At 74.7% G+C, this 15028-nt stretch carries 17 protein-coding genes; all 17 read right to left on the minus strand.

Features of this window, described 5'->3' with window-relative positions:
* Window positions 1–31 precede the first annotated feature (31 nt).
* The 17 genes from ACYSMR_RS03275 to ACYSMR_RS03355 all read right to left on the minus strand — a co-directional run bounded on the left by ACYSMR_RS03275 (window position 32) and on the right by ACYSMR_RS03355 (window position 14991).
* Window positions 32–1576 carry a YifB family Mg chelatase-like AAA ATPase gene (locus ACYSMR_RS03275; protein WP_461747373.1) on the minus strand — a complete coding sequence of 515 codons (1545 nt, stop codon included), beginning with the start codon at window positions 1574–1576 and terminating at the stop codon, window positions 32–34.
* 164 nt (window positions 1577–1740) lie between these two features.
* Complete coding sequence (locus tag ACYSMR_RS03280) at window positions 1741–3063, minus strand: hypothetical protein (RefSeq protein ID WP_461747374.1); 1323 nt, start codon at window positions 3061–3063, stop codon at window positions 1741–1743.
* Between the two features lie 92 nt (window positions 3064–3155).
* On the minus strand, window positions 3156–3539 hold the full coding sequence (locus ACYSMR_RS03285) for a YraN family protein (protein ID WP_461747375.1): 384 nt from the start codon (window positions 3537–3539) through the stop codon (window positions 3156–3158).
* 142 nt (window positions 3540–3681) lie between these two features.
* Entirely contained in the window at window positions 3682–4026 is a 345-nt protein-coding gene (locus tag ACYSMR_RS03290; RefSeq protein ID WP_309126210.1) for a DUF2469 domain-containing protein, read from the minus strand.
* The gene (locus ACYSMR_RS03295) at window positions 4023–4811 is read right to left on the minus strand and encodes a ribonuclease HII (protein WP_461747376.1); all 789 of its coding nucleotides are present in this window, start codon (window positions 4809–4811) and stop codon (window positions 4023–4025) included. The genes ACYSMR_RS03290 and ACYSMR_RS03295 overlap by 4 nt, the downstream gene beginning before the upstream one ends.
* Window positions 4801–5763 carry a signal peptidase I gene (gene lepB / locus ACYSMR_RS03300; protein WP_461747377.1) on the minus strand — a complete coding sequence of 321 codons (963 nt, stop codon included), beginning with the start codon at window positions 5761–5763 and terminating at the stop codon, window positions 4801–4803. Before lepB (ACYSMR_RS03300) ends, ACYSMR_RS03295 begins: the two co-directional genes overlap by 11 nt.
* 62 nt (window positions 5764–5825) lie before the next feature.
* Window positions 5826–6506 (minus strand): signal peptidase I, encoded by a 681-nt coding sequence (gene lepB, locus ACYSMR_RS03305; RefSeq protein WP_309126043.1) that lies wholly within the window; start codon window positions 6504–6506, stop codon window positions 5826–5828.
* A gap of 16 nt (window positions 6507–6522) precedes the next feature.
* Window positions 6523–6915: a 50S ribosomal protein L19 gene (gene rplS / locus ACYSMR_RS03310; RefSeq protein WP_461747378.1), complete on the minus strand. Its 393-nt coding sequence runs from the start codon at window positions 6913–6915 to the stop codon at window positions 6523–6525.
* A gap of 198 nt (window positions 6916–7113) precedes the next feature.
* A complete protein-coding gene (gene trmD / locus ACYSMR_RS03315; protein ID WP_309126045.1) occupies window positions 7114–7938 on the minus strand; it encodes a tRNA (guanosine(37)-N1)-methyltransferase TrmD in 825 nt (274 codons plus the stop codon).
* The gene (rimM, locus tag ACYSMR_RS03320) at window positions 7938–8534 is read right to left on the minus strand and encodes a ribosome maturation factor RimM (protein ID WP_461747379.1); all 597 of its coding nucleotides are present in this window, start codon (window positions 8532–8534) and stop codon (window positions 7938–7940) included. Before rimM ends, trmD begins: the two co-directional genes overlap by 1 nt.
* A gap of 154 nt (window positions 8535–8688) precedes the next feature.
* Window positions 8689–8934 carry an RNA-binding protein gene (locus tag ACYSMR_RS03325; protein ID WP_309126047.1) on the minus strand — a complete coding sequence of 82 codons (246 nt, stop codon included), beginning with the start codon at window positions 8932–8934 and terminating at the stop codon, window positions 8689–8691.
* A gap of 2 nt (window positions 8935–8936) precedes the next feature.
* The gene (gene rpsP / locus ACYSMR_RS03330; RefSeq protein ID WP_309126048.1) at window positions 8937–9371 is read right to left on the minus strand and encodes a 30S ribosomal protein S16; all 435 of its coding nucleotides are present in this window, start codon (window positions 9369–9371) and stop codon (window positions 8937–8939) included.
* Between the two features lie 236 nt (window positions 9372–9607).
* On the minus strand, window positions 9608–10924 hold the full coding sequence (locus ACYSMR_RS03335; RefSeq protein ID WP_461747380.1) for a hypothetical protein: 1317 nt from the start codon (window positions 10922–10924) through the stop codon (window positions 9608–9610).
* 40 nt (window positions 10925–10964) lie between these two features.
* Window positions 10965–11450, minus strand: coding sequence for an NUDIX domain-containing protein (locus tag ACYSMR_RS03340; protein WP_251331889.1), 486 nt, complete (start codon window positions 11448–11450; stop codon window positions 10965–10967).
* 7 nt (window positions 11451–11457) lie between these two features.
* Window positions 11458–13050 (minus strand): signal recognition particle protein, encoded by a 1593-nt coding sequence (ffh, locus tag ACYSMR_RS03345; protein ID WP_251331890.1) that lies wholly within the window; start codon window positions 13048–13050, stop codon window positions 11458–11460.
* Between the two features lie 200 nt (window positions 13051–13250).
* Window positions 13251–13589, minus strand: a complete 339-nt coding sequence (locus ACYSMR_RS03350; RefSeq protein ID WP_251331891.1) for a P-II family nitrogen regulator — start codon at window positions 13587–13589, stop codon at window positions 13251–13253.
* Between the two features lie 52 nt (window positions 13590–13641).
* Window positions 13642–14991 (minus strand): ammonium transporter, encoded by a 1350-nt coding sequence (locus ACYSMR_RS03355; protein WP_251332071.1) that lies wholly within the window; start codon window positions 14989–14991, stop codon window positions 13642–13644.
* Window positions 14992–15028: the final 37 nt, after the last annotated feature.

Genomic DNA, 15028 nt, shown 5'->3' on the forward strand with positions numbered 1-15028 from the left:
ACGGGTCGGGCGGATGGCGTGCGGAGCGGGCTCAGGCGGGCACGAGCGAGCGGAACCACAGGGCGGCGTCCACGTCCTCCGCGCTCGGTGCGCAGCGCCCGTCGAGGTCGGCGAGGGTCCAGGCGACCCGCAGCACCCGCTGGTGGCCGCGGGCGGTGAGCGTGCCCCGGTCCATGGCCCGCTCCAGCGGGGCCGTCACGGACCGGGGCGGGCGCAGGGTGCCGTGCAGCAGCCGTCCGCCGAGCTCGGCGTTGGTGCGCACGCCCACCGGGCCGAGCCGCTCGGCCTGGGCCGCCCGCGCCCGGGCGACCCGGCGGGCGACGTCCGCGGTCGGCTCCCCCTGCCCGGCCCCGGCGGCGAGCTCGCCGTAGGAGACGGGGGGCACGGCGAGCTGCAGATCCACCCGGTCCAGCAGCGGGCCGCTGAGCTTGCCGAAGTACGACCGGCGCTCCCGCGGGGTGCAGGTGCACTCGGCCCCGCGCCCGCTCGCCCGCCCGCACGGGCAGGGGTTGGCGGCGAGCACGAGCTGGAAGCGTGCCGGGTAGGTGGCCGAGGCGAGGGAGCGGTCGATCGTCACCGCGCCGCACTCGAGCGGCTGGCGGAGGGCGTCCACGACCCCGCGGTCGAACTCGGGGGCCTCGTCGAGGAAGAGCACGCCGCGGTGCGCGCGGGACGCCGCCCCGGGGCGGGGGATACCAGAGCCGCCGCCGAACAGGGCCGCGACGGAGACGGTGTGGTGCGGGGCCTCGAAGGGCGGGCGGCGGATCAGGGCCGTGCACCGGCCGGCCGCCCCGTTGAGGGAGTGCACGGCCGTCACCTCCATGGCGGCGTCGTCCCCGAGGTCGGGCAGCAGCCCGGGCAGGCGCTCCGCGAGCATGGTCTTCCCGGACCCCGGGGGACCCACCATCAGCAGGTGGTGCCCGCCCGCGGCCGCGATCTCCAGTGCGAGGCGCCCCTCCGCCTGCCCGGCGACGTCCGCGAGGTCCGGGACGGCAGCGGGGGCGGGCGGCGGCCCGGGGTGCGGGTCCGGGCCGGGCTCCGGCGCGGGTCGGCGCAGCCCGGCGGGATCCGCGCCGGCGGCCGCGAGGACCTCCGCGAGGCACCCGTAGCCGGCCACCCGGGCCCCGGGCACGAGGCGGGCCTCGGCGGCGTTCGCCTCCGCCACGACGAGGCGTTCGTGCCCGGCCCGCACCGCCGCCATGACGGCCGGCAGGATGCCCCGGACGGGGCGCAGCGCTCCGTCGAGGCCCAGCTTGGCGAGGAAGACCGTGCGTCCGGTCGCGGGCACGTCCCCGGCCGCCTGCAAAGCGCTCATCACGATGGCGAGGTCGAAGAGCGAGCCCCGCTTCGGCAGGGTGGCCGGGGTCAGGTTCACGGTGAGCTTGCGGGGGCTGAGCGGCACGCCGCTGTTGCGCGCCGCGGCCCGCAGCCGCTCCCGGGCCTCGTTGAGCGCGGCGTCGGGCAGGCCCACGATCGAGAACGCCGGCAGGGTCTGGCCGATGTCGGCCTCGACCTCGACCATCGACCCGTCGAGCCCCACGAGGGCCACCGCCCACGTGCGGGCGAACCCGGTCATCGGGCGGCCGCGCGGGCGACGGCAGGGTGGTCGACCACCCCGGCGGGGAGGACGGGAACGGGGGCGCTGTGGCGCAGGTGCATGGGAACCTCCTGCTCCCATGCTCCGCGTCCGTCCCGGGGAACGGGACGGTCCGGGGCGCGCCTGGGGAGAACTCCTCCGGCTCAGGCCTCGTCGCGCAGGACGGGGAGCGAGGCCGCCGGGGAGGAGGAGGTGGTCGGGGAGGGCGAGGTCGTCGGTGTCGCCCCAGGACCAGTCGCCCCAGGACCGGTGGTGCTCCCTGCGCTCGCGGTGGGGGTCGGCGCGCCGGCCACCGGCGCCGGCGGCCACGGCCGGCGCGTGACCGCCGCGGTGGGCGTGCCCGTGGGCGCGACCGGGATCGTCGCCGCCGCCGTGGGCGTGGACGCAGGCGTGGGCGTGGGCGCAGGCGTGGGGTTGCCGGCCGTCCCGACCGGACCGGGCACGGTCGGGGACGGGGTCGGCTGGACCGGGGGCGTCGTCGGGGCCGGCTCGACCGGCAGCGGAGGTGCGGTGGTCGGCTCCGCCGTGGGCGGCTCGAGCGGTTTCGCGGGCGGCGGCGCGGGCTGCGCGGGCGGCGCGGGCTTCGCGGGCGGCGGCGCGGGCGGCAGCGTCGGCTCGGCCTCCACCGGCTTCGGGGCCGGCTCGGCCTCCACCGGCGCAGGGACGGGGGCGGGCTCCGCCGGCGCGGGGACGGGGGCGGGCTCCGCCGGCGCGGGGACGGGGGCGGGCTCCGCCGGTTCCGGAGCCTCCTGGGCGGGCTGCTCCTCCCGGTACTGGAGCTCCTCGGGGCCGTGCCCGACGGGCGCCGGACCGAGCGCGCGCTCGTGCAGGTAGGGCGTGAGCTCGACGTCGTCGAAGGTCTGCGGCAGGTGGTCGAACTCGCCGATCATCAGCTCCCGGCCCGTGCCGCCGGCCGGCACGACGCCGGTGTACCGGTCGATGAGCTCGTGCGTGCGGGCGTCGAGCGCGGCGCCCTCCTGCAGGTTCGGGGACGATCCGTCGGCGCGCCAGTAGCCGCCGAGGGCGGAGCGGTTGGGGTCCCACTCCCCCAGGACCTCGGCGGCGGTCTCGAACGGGAAGAGCCCGCCCTCGTGGCTGATCACCTTCAGGTCCTTGATCTCGACGGGCCGGGTGCCCTTGGAGTTGTCGATGTGCACCTGGACGTAGGTGACGGGCTCGACCCGGAGGTCGCGCCGGAGGCGTTCGACGTGCTTGTCGGGCGCGGGCGCAGTGGGCAGGTCGAAGGTGATGACGGCGCCGTCCTCGGTCTGGAGGGCGTAGGCGCCCTGGCTCAGGCCGGTCGGTGCCGGGGTGACCGTGCCCGGTTGCGCGACCGCCTCGGTCTCGGGCCGGTTCAGCAGGCCGCACCCCGTGGCGGCGAGGGCCACGACCCCGGACACGCCGGCGATCAGGGCTGCGGTGAGCGCCGGCGCACGGCGTGATGCCGCGATCGGTCCGCATGCCACCAAGGCGCACCTCCGTCGTTTCCCCGGTCGTCGACGGTTCCACAGTGGCACGTCCCACGGGGCATGTCACGCCGCCACTCGAGGGGCACGTCTCAATGAATCCGGGTCAGCACCTCGATGCAGGGCGGCGTCCCGGGCAGGGCCGTCACGGCCACGGCGTCGACCCTGATCAGACGGGGGTCGCGGCCGTGCAGACGGGCCCACGCGACCGCCAGGCGGTGCAGGCGCGCCGCCTTGGGCGGCGTAATGGACTCGAACGGATGGCCGTAACGAAAGCTCGAACGGGTCTTCACCTCCACCACGACCAGCCACCCGTCGTGCTCGGCGACGAGGTCGGCCTCGCCCCGGACGCCGTCCCGGACGGGGTCCGCACGCCAGTTGCGCGCCAGGATCCGGTAGTCCCGCTGCGCGAGGTGCTCGGCGGCGAGCTCCTCACCGTGCCGTCCCAGCGCCCCGGCCGCGCTTGCACGACCCACGCGGCACCTCCCTGGTCGGCCGGCGGCACGGGGCTTTCCGGTGCCGGGCCCATCGTGCCGCACCCCCGCGGCGGGTCGCTGCGCCGCCGCCCGCCTGTGCAGTGCCGGTGTCCCCGGAGCGGGTCCGGGCACGGCGGCCCGCTCAGGAGCCGGCCGGTCCCCCGGCCGCGGGTCCCGCCGCTCCCGGCACGCTGAAGGGGTCGGCGTGGGCGAGCTCCTCCACGTTGACGTCCTTGAAGCTCATGACGTGGACGTGCTTGACGAAGCGGGCGGAGCGGTAGACGTCCCACACCCACGCGTCCTTGAGCTCCACGTCGAAGTACAGCCCGTTGCTGGTCTCCACCGGCTCGATCCTCACGGAGTTGGCCAGGTAGAACCGGCGGTCGGTCTCGACGACGTACTGGAACAGCCCGGCGACGTCCCGGTACTCGCGGTAGAGCTGCAGCTCCAGGTCCGTCTCGAAGTTCTCGAGTTCTTCGGCGCTCATGTCGTCTCGTCTCTGCTCGTGCTCTGTGGGGTCGTGCCCGGAGCGGTCGGGACCGGTGGCCGGGTCAGCCGCCAGCTCAGCCGGTGGTGCGGCGTGGGCCCCCGCTCCTCGAGGGCCCGGCGGTGCCCCCCGGCACCGTAGCCCTTGTTGCTGTCCCAACCGTACTGCGGCCACTCCCCGGAGAGCTCCTCCATGATCCGGTCCCGCTCGACCTTGGCGAGCACGCTGGCCGCCGCCACGCTCGCGCACGTGAGGTCCGCCTTGATCCGGGTGACGACCTTCCCCGACCAGCCGGCGGGAGCGCCGGGCGGGCCGGCCGGCGCGACGGCGTCGAACAGGGAGGCGGCCGGCTCCGAGAGCCAGTCGTGCCTGCCGTCGAGGAGCACCACGTCCGGTGAGGGCGCGCCCCCGCCGGCGGCGGCCGTGAGGGCCCGGCGCCCGGCCAGGCGCAGGGCCCCGGTCAGCCCCAGCGCGTCGATCTCCCCGGGAGAGGCGTGGCCCACGCCACCGGCGGCGCACCACCGGAGCACCCGCGGGACGAGGGCCTCGCGCTGGGCCGGGTTCAGCAGCTTGCTGTCGCGCAGCCCCGGCAGGCCGCGCTCCGTGCCGGGGTGCAGCACGACGACGCCGACCGTGACCGGGCCGGCGAGGGCGCCGCGGCCGACCTCGTCCATGCCGCCGACGTGCCGGGCACCGGCCTCCTCGAGGGACCGTTCCACGGCCAGCCCGGGAGCCGCGCCGCGGACGGTCGCGGCGCGCCGGACCGGGCGGGGATCAGGAGCCACCGGTGGAGGGGTCGGGGACGGTCCCGAAGACGTCGCCGGGGTTCTGCAGCCACTCGAACCGGTTGAGCGGCCAGGCGATGACGAAGGCGGTGCCCACGACGTCGTCGTGGCTGATGAACGCGCTGTCCTCCGACGGCTCCTGGAGGTGGACGCGGGAGTCGGCGGACGCGTTGCGGTGGTCGCCCAGCACGAAGTAGTGGTCCTCGGGCACGACGACGTCGAAGGGGATCTCCGACGGCTCCGCCCCCGCGTAGAGGTAGGCGTCGCGCTCCTCGAGGGCCTGACCGTTGACCGTGACCCGGCCGGAGCCGTCGCAGCACACGACGTGGTCGCCGCCCACCCCGACCACGCGCTTGATGAGGTGCTGGTCGGTGCGGTCGGGCAGCACGCCCACGAACGCCAGGGCGTCGTAGACCGCGTCGGAGGGCCCGGCGCCGTCGTCCGGCTGCTCGGGGAGCCAGCCCTTGGCGTCCTCGAAGACGACGATGTCGCCCCGCTCCAGGGGGCCGAACGTCGGCTCGACGACGTTGACGAAGATCCGGTCGTTGAGCTGCAGGGTGTTCTCCATGGACCCGGACGGGATGTAGAAGCCGCGCACGAGCAGGCTCTTGACGACGAAGGCGATGAGCACGGCCCACAGCAGGACCAGGAGGATCTCCCGGGCCGAGCCCCAGAACGTGTCCGGGCGCTGCTTGCGGGCCCGGCCGTTGCGCCGGCGTTCGCGCCGCGTGGCCGGCTCCGCGCCGTCCTCCGCGCCGGGCCCGTCGTGCGCCCTGCTGCCGGTGGCGGCATCGGCCGTGCCGGTGGCGGCGCCGGTCGTGCCGGGGGCCGCGGCGCCGCCGGCGCCGTCGGCGGGTGCGTCGGACAGCGGTGCGGGAGGGATGCCGCGCCCGGCGGGGCCGCCGTCCTCGTGCGGTGCGCCGTCGCCGGCGGGGAACGTCCTGTCGGCCACTGCTCTCGTCCTTCCTGGGCGGGCGCCTGTGCGCGTCCGGGTCCGGATCCCTCGGGATCGCGTCACAGCTGTCCGGCCCGGTCGAGGGGCCACAGGACAGCAACGGGTACTCCGATGACCTTATCCGCTCGGACCAGTCCGCCGCCGGGCGCGCCGAGAAGACTGCGCGAGTCGACCGACACGGACCGGTGGTCCCCCATCAGCCAGAGCCGGCCCTCGGGCACCACGGCGGTGAACTCTACGGTGCTCGGCCGGTCGTCGGGGTGGACGTAGGCCTCGGTGGTCTCCTGGCCGTTGACCAGCAGCTTCCCCGAGGGCCCGCAGCACTGGACCGTGTCCCCGGGCACGCCGATCACCCGCTTGAGGTAGACGGTGTCGGAGCCGGCGAGGCCGCTCCACCGGCCCAGGGCCTGCAGGACCTGCACGGGCCACGGGTCGTCGCCGCGCAGCGGGGCGAAGCTGCCCCGGCCGTCGAAGACCACCAGGTCGCCGCGCCGGGGCTCGCTCTCGTCGAGGAGCTTGCCGACGAGCACCCGGTCCCCCGGTTCCACGGTCGGCTGCATGGAGTCCGAGCCGATCCAGTACACGTCCACGAGGAACGCGCGCAGCAGCCCGGTGAGGACCACGGCGATCAGCAGGGCGAGGACGACGGAACGCCAGCCCCGGGTGCGGGACTGGCGTTCTCGCCGTGCGGCGTGGGACCCGGTGGTGTGCGGGTCCCGCGCCCGGATCTCGGTGGGCACCGAAGCGCGGGCCGTCCTACTTGCCGGACTTGCCGGCCTTGGCCGACTTGCCCGCGGCAACGGTGTTGTCCCGCTTCTCGCGGATGCGGGCGGCCTTGCCGTGGCGGTCGCGCATGTAGTAGAGCTTCGCGCGGCGGACGTCACCGCGGGTGACCACCTCGATCTTGTCGATGACCGGGGAGTGCACCGGGAAGGTGCGCTCCACGCCGACGCCGAAGGAGACCTTGCGGACGGTGAACGTCTCGTGGACGCCCGCGCCCTGGCGGCCCAGGACGAAGCCCTTGAAGACCTGCACGCGGGAGCGGTTGCCCTCGACGATGTTGACGTGGACGTTGAGGGTGTCGCCCGGGCGGAAGTCGGGGACGTCGTCGCGCAGGGACTTGGCGTCGAGCTGGTCGAGGATGTTCATGGTGTTCCTCCTGGTGAACGCCGCAGGCCGCTCACGTGGATCGGCGCGGACCCGTGGTGCGCACCGGGTGGTCCCCGGAGCGGGTGCGGAGTCCGCAAGACGTGGTGTCCGGGGCCCCCGGCGGGGCTCCCGGGCGTCGGCTGTTGGTCGCTCATCCCCCTGCGGCGGGGGCGTGCCCAGCAGACGCACAGCTGACCATTATGCCACAGGTGCGCCGGGCGCGCCGTCCGCGGCGCGCACGAGGCGCCCGCCGTCGACCCGCCAGCCCGCCTCCGCGAGCACGGCCCGGTCGGCGCGGTCCAGGGCCGCCGGGTCGAGGGCCGCCACGAGGTCGGGGCGGCGGGCGGCGGTGCGCTGCAGCTGCCGGTCCCGCCGCCAGCGGGCGATCCTGCCGTGGTGCCCGGAGAGCAGGACCTCCGGGACGGGCCGGTCCCGCCACAGCGCGGGCTTGGTGTAGACGGGGTACTCGAGCAGGCCGTCCGAGTGCGACTCCTCGACGAGGGACTCGGGGTTGCCGATCACCCCGGGCACGAGCCGGCCGATCGCCTCGACCATGGCGAGCACGGCGACCTCTCCCCCGTTGAGGACGTAGTCGCCGAGGCTCATGGGACGGACCTCGAAGTGCTCGCGGGACCAGTCGACGACGCGCTCGTCGATGCCCTCGTAGCGCCCGCACGCGAAGACGAGGTGCTCCCGGCCGGCGAGCTCCCGGGCGGTGGCCTGGGTGAAGACCTCCCCCGCCGGCGACGGGACGACCAGCACGGGCCGCTCCCCCGGCATCCCGGCGACCGGGCCCCGCCTGAGGGCGGCCTCGAGCGCCTGCGCCCACGGCTCCGGCTTCATCACCATCCCGGCGCCGCCGCCGTAGGGGGTGTCGTCGACCGTGCGGTGCCGGTCGGTCGCGTACTGGCGCAGGTCGGTCACGGTGAGCTCCAGCAGTCCCTGCTGCCGGGCCTTGCCGATGAGCGAGAGGTCCAGGGCGGCGAGGTACTCCGGGAAGATGCTGACGACGTCGATCCGCATCAGCGCCCGCCCTCCGCCCCGGGGGCCTCGTGCGGACCGGCCGCGCCGGTGTCCGCGTCGTCGCGGCCGAGCTCCAGCAGGCCGGGCGGCGGGGTCACCACGACGAACCCGGCCTCGGGGTCGACCACCGGGACGATCTCCTCGACGAACGGCAGCACGGCCGTCCGGCCGTCCTCGTCGAGCTCGACCTCGAGCAGGTCCTGGACGGGCATGGTCACCAGCCCGGTGACCACGCCGATGCGGGGCCCGGTGCCGTCCTCGGGGCCGGTGCGCACCTCGAGGCCGACCAGCTCGTGCTCGTACCAGGCCTCGTCGTCCTCGTCGTCCTCCTGCGCCTCCGTGAAGAGCCGGCACCCGCGCAGCGTCTCGGCGCCGTTGCGGTCGGGGACCTCCTCGAGCCCGACGACGAGCACGGCCTTGTTCCAGCGCGCGGAGCGGACCGTGACGGTGCCGTCGGGGGCGAGCGCGGGCACGGGCTCGACCAGCAGCCGGGCGCCGGGGGCGAAGCGCTCCTCCGGGGCGTCGGTGTACAGCTGCACGGTGACCTCCCCGCGGATGCCGTGCGGCTTGCCGATGCGGGCGACCTGGACCTTCATGGTGCTCCTGAGGGGATTCGACGGGTGCGCGCGGGTCCGCGCGACAGGGGGTGCGCCCGGCGGGCGGGTCGGGAAAGCGCACGGTCCCCGCATCCGGTGCGGATGCGGGGACCGTGCGGGTGGCGGGGCCGGCCGCGGAGGCGCCGGGCCCGCCTCAGCGGGTGCGGCGGTCGGTGTCGACGACGTCGATCCGGACCGGCTCGCCCTGGGCGAGCGCGCCGATCACGGTGCGCAGCGCCTTGGCGGTGCGGCCCTGGCGGCCGATGACGCGGCCGAGGTCGTCCGGGTGGACGCGGACCTCGAGCGTCTCCGAGTGGCGCCCGCTCTTGAGCCGGACGTCGACGTCATCGGGGCTGTCCACGATGCCGCGGACCAGGTGCTCCAACGCGCCGGCGAGCACGACTACTCGGCCTTCTCGGCGTCAGCCGCGGGGGCGTCGTCGGACTGGGCGCCCGGGGTCTCTGCCTCGGCCTTCTCGGCCTTCGGGGTGATCGCCTCGGGGATGATCACGGAGCCCTTGTCCGGGGTGACGAACTCGGCCTTGGCCGCGGGCTGCTGGAGAGTGCCCTCGGCGCCCTCCAGTCCCTTGAAGCGCTGCCAGTCACCGGTCACCTTGAGGATCGCGGCGACGGCCTCGGACGGCTGGGCGCCGACGCCGAGCCAGTACTGGGCCCGGTCCGAGACGACCTCGATGTAGGAGGGGTGCTCGGTGGGGTGGTACTTGCCGATCTCCTCGATGACGCGGCCGTCGCGCTTCTTGCGGGAGTCGACGACGACGACGCGGTAACGGGGATCGCGCATCTTGCCCATGCGCTTGAGACGGATCTTAACAGCCACTGGTGTGGACTCTCCTGGTTCTTGGATGAGGTGAACGCCCTGGTCTCGCTCCCGTGGGGCGGGCCGGTCGCAGGGGTTCGGTGGACACGAGAAACGTGCGGCGAGAGGGACCGCACGCATCGAGTACCCGTCCAGTATGCCAGACGCGGTCAAGTCGGGCGCGCCCGACCCGCCGGTCCCCGGTCCTTGGGGCGGGGCCGGCGGGCGGGAGCGACCGGGGGCGTGCGGTCGCGGCCTCAGCCCAGGCCGAAGAACCGGCGCAGCCGGGCCCGGGAGCCGGACGGGACGGGAGCGGGGACCGCCGCGTCGGCGGGCACCACGGGCTCCTCGGGCTCGGGGGTCGCGGTGCGCCCGGGGCGCTGCCGGCGGGCGCTGCGCAGGGCGGCGTAGTAGGCGCTCTCGGCGGCGGCGTCGGCCAGCAGCGCCGCGGAGAGGGTGCCGAGCACGCGCGCGCCGGCCCCGCCGCGGCGGGCGGCCCCGGCGAGGCCCACGCCGAGCGCGGTCTCGGTCCCGGCGATGGCCAGCAGCAGCTCGGGGCGGCGGACGAGGGCCCGCTGGTAGCGGGCGAACAGTCCGTCCCCGGTGGGGGCGATGGTCATCCCCCGCAGCACGGCCGGGCCCACGGCCGTGGGCTCGTAGTGCTCCGCGTCCTCGAGCTCGGCCGGCGTGCGCCGGCCCTCCACGATCTTGGCGGCGAGCACGGGCAGGCCCACCAGCTGGAGCACGGACTCCAGCACGAGGTCGGTGGAGCCGCCGCGCACGTAGTTGCGCAGCCGGTTCGTCTCGGCCGGGTCGAGGTCGAAGACGGAGGCGACGGACTCGAGCTGCAGCTCGGAGGTCCGGCTCCCGCACAGCTGCACGAGCTCGCGCTCGAAGCGGGCGGCGGGGGTGTCCTCCGCCCCGGCGGCCAGCCCGCCCGCCGGGTGCCACTCGGGCCCCCACTCGAGCACGCACACCGCGTCGGCCGCCTCGAGGTCGGTGACGGACGCCGGGTCCTCTCCCGCGAGCAGGACCTCGAGGGAGCGGGTCGCCCCGTCCGAGGACAGCACCACGGCGGTCTCGGCGAGCCCCGTGCGCACGGCCCAGAAGTCGACCTGGTCGTCGAAGACCACGACGGACCACCCGTGCCGGGAGACGGCGGTGAACCCGGTGCCGGACAGGGCCGCCAGCACGGGCAGCTCCGGGGCGTCGAGGCGCACCAGCAGCACGCGGCGCAGGGAGGGGTGCTCCGGCTGCAGCTGCTGCCCGGTCGCCCGGGACAGGTCCGCGGCGAGCTCGTCGAGGGTGCACCCGGGCTCCACGCCGCCGTCCTCGGCGGCGCGGGCCAGGCGGCCCCCGGCGTCCGCGAGGAACATCAGCTGCGTGGCGCGGGGCCCCTCGGCGCAGGCGCCGATCAGGCGGTGCCGGGCGATGGTCCCGCGCACCCCCTCGTGCGGGGGCCGCGGCCCGGGGGCGTCCGGGGCGGCGGCCTCCTCCGCGCAGAGCACCGTGGCGGGGACCAGGTCCCACGCGGAGGCGGGGGAGGCGACGTCGTCGGCGGGCAGAGAGGTCATGGCGTCCATGCTACGCCGTCGCCCCGGCCCGCCCGGGGGCTCAGCCGGCGTCGTTGACGGTCTCGGCGACGGTGCCGTCCTCGAGGGCGGCCAGGGCCAGGCGCAGGCGCCGGGCCAGGCCGGGGCGCAGGTACCCGTCCAGCTCCTCGGGCGCCGTCCAGCGGTGGCTGAGCAGCTCCTCCTCCTGCACGGTGATGGGCGTGTCGGCGTCGATCACCCCGCCGTCGTAGACGAACGAGACGGAGTCCCCCCAGATGCCCATCGCCACGCCGTGGGCCACGGCCAGCAGCCGCCCGGGCGGCAGGTCCAGGCCGACCTCCTCGGCGACCTCCCGGAAGCACCCGGTGCGGGGGTCCTCCCCCGCCTCCACGGTCCCGCCGGGCACGGTCCAGTCGGACTTGTAGTTGGGCTCGACGAGCAGCACCCGGCCCTGCGGGTCCCGGATGAGCGCCTCGGCGGCGAGCCGTCGGGTGGGCAGGGAGTCGACGAACTTCTTCAGCTCGGCCTCGGAGAGGTAGGACGTCACGGCCGGGTCACTTCCCCAGGAACTTCTCGAAGCCCTTGGGCAGGTTGAGGTCTGCCGGGTCGAGCTCCTGCTGCGGGGTGCCGAAGGCCGAGCCGACGGGCGCCTTCTGCTTGCGCTGCTGCTCCAGGGCGGCGTTCTCCTGCGCCCGCTTGGCCGGGTTGCCCGAGCGGGAGCCGGCCTTCTTCGCGGAGCCCTTGCCCTTGCCCTTCTTGCCGCCGCCCGCGCCGGCGCCGGCGCCGGGCATGCCGGGGATGCCCCCGGGCAGGCCGGGCACGCCCTTGCCCTGGGCCAGGCGCTTCATCATCTTCTGCGCCTGGGCAAAGCGCTCCATGAGCTGGTTGACCTCGGAGACGGTCACGCCCGAGCCCTTGGCGATGCGGGCGCGGCGGGAGCCGTTGATGATCTTCGGGGCGACGCGCTCGTGGGGGGTCATGGAGCGGACGATGGCCTCGACGCGGTCGATCTCCCGCTCGTCGAAGTTCTCGAGCTGCTCGCGCATGCCGGCGGCGCCGGGCATCATCATGAGCATCTTCTTCATCGAGCCCATCTTGCGCAGCTGCTGCATCTGCGCGAGGAAGTCCTCGAAGGTGAAGTCCTCCTGGTCGGTGAACTTCCGGGCCATCTTCTCGGCCTCGGCGCGGTCCCACTGCTTCTCGGCCTGCTCGATCAGGGTGAGGACGTCGCCCATGTCGAGGATGCGGGACGCCATGCGGTCCGGGTGGAACTGCTCGAAGTCGCCGACGTTCTCACCGGTCGAGGCGAACATGATCGGCTTGCCGGTCACCGACGCCACGGACAGGGCCGCGCCGCCGCGGGCGTCGCCGTCGAGCTTGGAGAGCACGACGCCGGTGAAGTCCACGCCCTCGTTGAACGCCTGCGCGGTGTTGACGGCGTCCTGGCCGACCATCGCGTCGATGACGAAGAGCACCTCGTCGGGCTGGACGGCGTCGCGGATGTCCCGCGCCTGGGCCATCAGGGCCTCGTCGATGCCGAGCCGGCCGGCGGTGTCCACGATGACGACGTCGTGCAGCCGGGCGCGCGCCTGGGCCACGCCGTCGCGGGCCACCTGCACGGGGTCGCCCGTGGGGTCGTCGAACTCGGAGGTGGTGCCGGGGTGGGGCGCGAACACGGGCACCCCGGCGCGCTCGCCCACGACCTTCAGCTGGGTGACCGCGTTGGGCCGCTGCAGGTCGGAGGCCACGAGCAGGGGCCGGTGCCCCTGGTCCTTGAGCCACTTGCCGAGCTTGCCGGCCAGGGTGGTCTTGCCGGCGCCCTGGAGGCCGGCGAGCATGATGATCGTGGGGCCGGTCTTGGCCATCCGGATCCGGCGGGTCTGCCCGCCGAGGATGTTCTGCAGCTCCTCGTTGACGATCTTCACGACCTGCTGGCCCGGGTTGAGCGCCTCGGAGACCTCGATCCCGAGGGCGCGCTCCTTGACCGCCGCGGTGAACTCGCGCACGACCGGGACGGCGACGTCGGCGTCGAGCAGGGCGCGGCGGATCTCCCGCACGGTGGCGTCGACGTCGGCCTCGGTGAGGCGGCCCTTGCCGCGCAGGTTCTTGAAGGTGGCGGTCAACCGGTCGGACAGTGAATTGAACACGGGTCGAAAGCTGCTTTCGTCGAGGGAGGCGGCCGGCGCGCCGCGGTCTGCACCGCGCCGGCGCCCGGCCCGATACGCCGGGTCAGTCTCCAAGGTTACCAACTCCGGACGGTGCTGCCCCATGGGCGGCGCCGCCCGGTGACGACGACGGCCGGTCCGCCGCCGGGAAGCGGTGGACCGGCCGTCGCGGGCCGCGGGTGCTACAGGGCGGTCTCGTCGCGCTCGCCCGTGCGCACGCGCACCGCCTCGGCGACGTCGACGACCCACACCTTGCCGTCGCCGGCGCGGCCGGTGTTGGCGGAGGAGACGATGACGTCCACGATGTCGGTCGCCTGGTCGTTGTCGACGAGGATCTCGATCCGGACCTTCTCGAGCAGGTCCACGGTGTACTCGGCGCCGCGGTAGACCTCGGTGTGGCCGCGCTGCTGGCCGTAGCCGTAGACGTTCTGCACGGTCATGCCCTGGATGCCGTAGGACTCGAGCGCGGACTTGATGTCCTTGAACTTGTCCGGGCGCACGATCGCGGTGACGAGTTTCATGGAGAAGCTGCCTTTCGTGGGATGTGGGTGGCGCACGCGGGGAACGAGCCGGTCAGCCGGGCACGCGCTCGGAGCGGGCGGGCTCGGCGCCGGCGGCGCTCCCGGCCTCCGCGCCGGCGGGCACGAACGCGGCCGTCTCCGCCGCGGCGTGGCGGCCCGGGGTGAAGGAGCCGGTGGCGTCGCCGGAGAGGGAGTACCCGGTCTCGGCGTGCTGCGTGATGTCGATGCCGTCGATCTCCTCCCGCTCGGTGATGCGGAAGCCGACGGTCTTGTCGATCACGAAGGCGATCACGAAGGTCAGCACGGCGCAGTAGGCCACGGAGACGACCACGGCCACGACCTGGGTGAGCAGCAGCCCGAAGCCGCCGCCGTAGAACAGCCCCGCGGTGCCCTCGGAGGGCAGGGCCACGAAGCCCAGGGCCACGGTGCCGACGACGCCGGAGACCAGATGCACGCCGATGACGTCCAGCGAGTCGTCCATCTTCATCCTGTACTTCAGGCCCACGGCGAGCGCGGAGGCGATGCCGGCCACGAAGCCGAGCACGATGGCCCACACCGGGGAGACGTTAGCGCACGCCGGGGTGATGGCCACGAGGCCCGCCACGGCGCCGGAGGCGGCGCCCAGGGACGTCGGGTGGCCGTCGCGGATCCGCTCGGTGAACAGCCAGCCGAGCATGGCGGCGGAGGGCGCCACGAGGGTGTTGATCCAGATCAGCCCGCCCTGCTCCGCGGTGCCCGCGGCGCCGGCGTTGAAGCCGAACCAGCCGAACCACAGGATCGCGGCGCCGAGCATCACCAGCGGCAGGTTGTGCGGGCGCTGGCTCGGGTCCTGGCCGAAGCCCTTGCGGGCCCCGACGATGGAGATGAGGATCAGGGCGGCGACGCCGGCGTTGATGTGCACCACGAGCCCGCCGGCGAAGTCGATGGCCTCGCCGAGCGCGGCGCCGATGGCTCCGTCCTCGGTCAGGAGGCCCCCGCCCCAGACCATGTAGGCGAGCGGGGCGTAGACGAGGGTGGCCCAGACCGGGACGAACAGGGCCCACGCGCCGAACTTGGCGCGGTCGGCGATCGCCCCCGAGATCAGGGCGACGGTGATGATGGCGAAGGTCCCGCCGTAGGCGGCGCCGAGCAGGTCCTCGGTGCCCATGATGCTGCCCAGGGCGAAGGACGGGACGGGGCTGCCCGTGATCCCGCCCAGGAGCGGGTCCCCGCCGCTCATGGAGTAGCCCCACAGCACCCACACGACGGAGACGAACCCGATCGCGATGAAGCTCATCATCATCATGTTGAGCACGCCCTTGGCGCGGGTCATGCCTCCGTAGAACAGGGCCAGGCCAGGGGTCATGAAGAAGACCATGGCGGCTGCGACGATCGTCCAGACGTGTCCGGCGGTGATTTCCACGATCTGCACCTCTCTTCTCTTTCAGGTTGGTCGTTCA

It is taken from the genome of Kocuria sp. U4B, from assembly GCF_054875615.1.

What these genes read in the sequence shown, in the direction of transcription:
- ACYSMR_RS03335 (WP_461747380.1), bottom strand. Translation starts at nt 10,924, where the DNA reads ATGACCTCTCTGCCCGCCGACGACGTCGCCTCCCCCGCCTCCGCGTGG.
- ACYSMR_RS03350 (WP_251331891.1), bottom strand. Translation starts at nt 13,589, where the DNA reads ATGAAACTCGTCACCGCGATCGTGCGCCCGGACAAGTTCAAGGACATC.
- ACYSMR_RS03290 (WP_309126210.1), bottom strand. Translation starts at nt 4,026, where the DNA reads ATGAGCGCCGAAGAACTCGAGAACTTCGAGACGGACCTGGAGCTGCAG.
- ACYSMR_RS03275 (WP_461747373.1), bottom strand. Translation starts at nt 1,576, where the DNA reads ATGACCGGGTTCGCCCGCACGTGGGCGGTGGCCCTCGTGGGGCTCGAC.
- rimM (WP_461747379.1), bottom strand. Translation starts at nt 8,534, where the DNA reads ATGAAGGTCCAGGTCGCCCGCATCGGCAAGCCGCACGGCATCCGCGGG.
- trmD (WP_309126045.1), bottom strand. Translation starts at nt 7,938, where the DNA reads ATGCGGATCGACGTCGTCAGCATCTTCCCGGAGTACCTCGCCGCCCTG.
- rplS (WP_461747378.1), bottom strand. Translation starts at nt 6,915, where the DNA reads ATGAACATCCTCGACCAGCTCGACGCCAAGTCCCTGCGCGACGACGTC.